Source organism: Streptomyces synnematoformans (assembly GCF_039531005.1).
Lineage (GTDB): Bacteria > Actinomycetota > Actinomycetes > Streptomycetales > Streptomycetaceae > Streptomyces > Streptomyces synnematoformans.
This window is the reverse complement of sequence record NZ_BAAAPF010000490.1, coordinates 1-3,488: the sequence shown is the minus strand read 5'-3', so window position 1 is coordinate 3,488 and position 3,488 is coordinate 1. Positions and strand designations below refer to the sequence as shown.

Genomic DNA, 3,488 nt, shown 5'->3' with positions numbered 1-3,488 from the left:
CCCGGCCCCGCCGGCCGCCCCGGCGGCATCTGCCGGGCTGCCGGCGGGAGCGGTGACGCGCACCCGGTCCGCCCGGTGGTGCTCGACGGCCAGGACCTCCAGCCGCCAGCCGCCGGGGTGCACCGCGTCGCCCGCGGCGGGGATGCGGGCCAGCGTCGTGGCGATCAGCCCGGCGACCGTCTCGTACGGCCCCTCCGGGGCGTCCAGGCCCAGCTCCGCGAGCTGGTCCAGACGGACGCTGCCGTCCGCCTCCCAGGCGGGCCGGCCGTCCGGGCCGACGCCCGCCGGCTGCAGGTCGGGCAGCTCGACCGGGTCGTGCTCGTCGCGCACCTCGCCGACGACCTCCTCCACGATGTCCTCCATCGTGGCCACGCCCGCGGTGCCGCCGTACTCGTCGATGACCACGGCCATCGTGCGCCGCTCCCGCAGCCGCTCCAGCAGCCGGTCGGCGGGCAGCGTCTCGGGCACCAGCAGCGGCTCCGCGGCCAGCTCGGTGACCCCCGTCGCGGCCCGGGCGCGGGGTTCGAGGGCGAGCACGTCGCGGATGTGTACCGTGCCGACGACCTCGTCCAGGCTGTCGGCGTAGACGGGGAAGCGGGACAGGCCGGTGGCGTGGGCGAGGTTCGCGGCGTCGGCGGCGGTGGCACCGGCCTGCAGCGCCTTGACGTCGACGCGGGGCGTCATGACGTTCTCCGCGGTCAGCTCGTGCAGGTGCAGGGTGCGGACGAACAGCTCGGCGGAGTCCGCCTCCAGCGCGCCGCCCGCGGCGGAGTGCCGGGCCAGCGAGACCAGCTCGTCGGGCGTACGGGCCGAGGCCAGCTCCTCCGCGGGCTCCAGGCCGACGCGGCGCACGACGCCGTTCGCGGTGCTGTTCAGATGGCGGATGAACGGGCCGAAGGCGGCGGTGAAGCCGCGCTGCGGCCCGGCGACCGCCTTCGCCACGGCCAGCGGCCGGGCGATGGCCCAGTTCTTCGGGACCAGCTCGCCGATCACCATCAGCACCACCGTGGACAGCGCCACGCCCAGTACGGTCGCCACCGGCGACGCCGCGCCGCCGAGGCCGAGGGCCCGCAGCGGGCCGCGCAGCAGCGTGGCGAGCGAGGGCTCGGCGAGCATGCCGATGACCAGCGAGGTCACGGTGATGCCGAGCTGGGCGCCGGAGAGCTGGAGGGTCAGCCGGCGGACGGCCTTCAGGGCGCCTTCGGCGCCGCGCTCACCGGCGGCGGCGGCGCGCTCCAGGTCGCCGCGCTCCACGGTGGTCAGGGAGAACTCGGCCGCCACGAAGAGCGCGCAGGCCAGGGTCAGCGCCAGGGCGCCGAGCAGCAGGAGGATCTCGGTCACCGTGCCACCCCCGCCCTGTCACTCGTCGTCCGGCGGGCTGTGGCACGGCTGGTACTGGGAGGTTCGCCCATTGCGGGTCCGCTGCTCCTTCGTGGTCGTCGGCGGGGATGTCCGGGAGTGCTCGTACACAGAGTCTCCGACATCAGGGTAAAGGGATGGTAAACCAGCTTGCGCGCCCGTGACCAGGCGCGGGCCGCGGTGCCCCGGTCCGCGGCACGCGCGCGTGCCGCGGACGCGAAGACAGGCTCAGGTGAGCATCAGCGGGTTGTCGTTGCGGTGCAGCCAGCGCAGATACGTCTCCGTGGAGCTGGCCGCCTCGCGGTAGGCGTCCTCCAGCGCGGTGTAGACGGCGTGGAACTCGCCGTCGGTGGTCGACGCCGCCCGGGCGGCGAGCAGCAGCCGTACGGTCAGCGGGTCGCCGCGCAGCGGCCTGATCGCCATGCCGGGGCGCGGGGTCGAGGTGGGCTGGCACGGGGCGACGGCGACCCCGGCCCGTACCAGGTCGGCGCCCGTCAGGTAGTCGCCCTGGATGACCCGCAGCTCCAGGCCGGCGCTGGCGAACATCCGGCGGATGCCGTGCCACTCGCCGTCCACGTGCGGGTCGACGACCCACGGGTGCCCGCACAGGTCGGCGAGCGCCACCTCCTCGCGCTCGGCCGCCGGGTGCGCCGCGGGCAGGGCGACGAACTGCGGCTCGCGCCACAGCAGCGTGCGCTGCCCGACGCCGTCCGGCACGCGCAGCGGGCAGCCGGTGACCTCGTGCACGAACGCGACGTCGAGCTGGCCGTCGGCGACCATCCGCAGCAGCGAGTTGGGCGAGGGGTCGACGCGGATGGAGACGTCCGTGGCCGGGAACCGGCCGCGCAGCCGGCACAGCCAGCCGGCCACGGCGCGGTTCGCGGTGCTGCCGAGCCGCAGCCGCGGCCCGCTCTCCCGCGCGCGTGCCTCCTCGCGCGCCTCGCTGACCAGGGTGGTCATCTCGGCGACGATCGGCCGGGCCCGGGCGGTGACGGAGCGGCCGAGCGGGGTCGGGCGGCAGCCCGAGCGGTCGCGGACGAACAGCCGGCCGCCCACGGCCCGTTCGATGCGGTTCAGCTGGGCCGTCAGGGACGGCTGGGAGACGCCGAGCCACCTGGCCGCCCCGTGCACGCTTCCGGCGTCGGTGATCGCGCACAGCGCCCGCAGATGCCTCAACTCCAGCTCCACGGGGGGAGCATAGCCGCGGTTAGTTGTCAGGGGCACTACACATATGCGCCGATCCGCCCCGGCCGCGGGGCCGGCGGGCGGGATCGTGCGCCGCTATCACCGGATGGGATCTGCCCCCGGCCGTCCCTCCGCCCGCAGACTCCTCACCGACCGACCAATCGTTCGTGAGGAGCGACCCCCCATGAAACTCTCCGGAAGACTGGTCTCCGCCGCGCTGGGCCTCGGCCTGGCAATCACCGGCCTGACCGCCTCCCCGGCGCCCGCGGCCGACCACCACGACCGGCAGCCGGCGCAGGCCACCGCGTCCGCGGCGTACGTCGGGCACGACCGCGAGCAGCAGGCCGAGAACCGGGCCTTCTTCGAGATGATCCGGGAGAAGGCCCGCGAGAAGCAGGCGGCCGAGCCCGGCTTCCAGGCCGTCACCATCACGTACAACGACGCCGGCGCCCCCAACTACCAGGGTGACATAGCCCGGAGCACGCAGATCTGGAACGACGCCACCACCAACATCACCCTGGCGGAGACCTCCGGCAGCGGCGACTTCAGCTACCGGCAGGGCAACGACCCGCGCGGCAGCCACGCCGTGACGGACGGACGCGGCCACGGCTACGTCTTCCTGGACCTCCGCCAGACCCAGGTGTACTACTCCCTGCGCGTCGTCGCCCACGAGACCGGGCACATCCTCGGCCTGCCGGACCACTACAGCGGCCCGTGCAGCGAGCTGATGTCCGGCGGCGGCCCCGGGCCGTCCTGCACGAACGCCTACCCGAACGCGTACGAGGCCGCCCGCGTGGACCGCAACTTCGGCTGACGTGACGATGCACAGCACCGCCGGCCGAACCGGCTCCGGCCGTGCCCGGTCCCGGCCCCACCCGGCACCGGCGGGGGCGCCGTCCGCGGGCGCACGGCCCGGCGGACGCCGGCCCGGCCGCGCCCGCCCC

The 3,488-nt window shown here is 75.3% G+C and carries 3 protein-coding genes; 1 reads left to right on the top strand and 2 read right to left on the bottom strand.

The annotated features are described in order from the left end of the window. Both ABD317_RS34905 and ABD317_RS34900 read right to left on the bottom strand, forming a co-directional pair. A partial coding sequence (locus tag ABD317_RS34905) for a hemolysin family protein (RefSeq protein ID WP_344295639.1) occupies positions 1-1,341 on the bottom strand: 1,341 nt, incomplete at its 3' end. Positions 1,342-1,587: 246 nt separating this feature from the next. Further along, positions 1,588-2,547: a LysR family transcriptional regulator gene (locus ABD317_RS34900; protein ID WP_344295636.1), complete on the bottom strand. Its 960-nt coding sequence runs from the start codon at positions 2,545-2,547 to the stop codon at positions 1,588-1,590. 181 nt (positions 2,548-2,728) lie between these two features. On the opposite strand from ABD317_RS34900, the gene ABD317_RS34895 reads away from it, so the two are divergent. Next, a complete protein-coding gene (locus tag ABD317_RS34895; protein WP_344295632.1) occupies positions 2,729-3,358 on the top strand; it encodes a snapalysin family zinc-dependent metalloprotease in 630 nt (209 codons plus the stop codon). Positions 3,359-3,488: the final 130 nt, after the last annotated feature.

What these genes read in the sequence shown, in the direction of transcription:
- ABD317_RS34895 (WP_344295632.1), top strand. Translation starts at nt 2,729, where the DNA reads ATGAAACTCTCCGGAAGACTGGTCTCCGCCGCGCTGGGCCTCGGCCTG.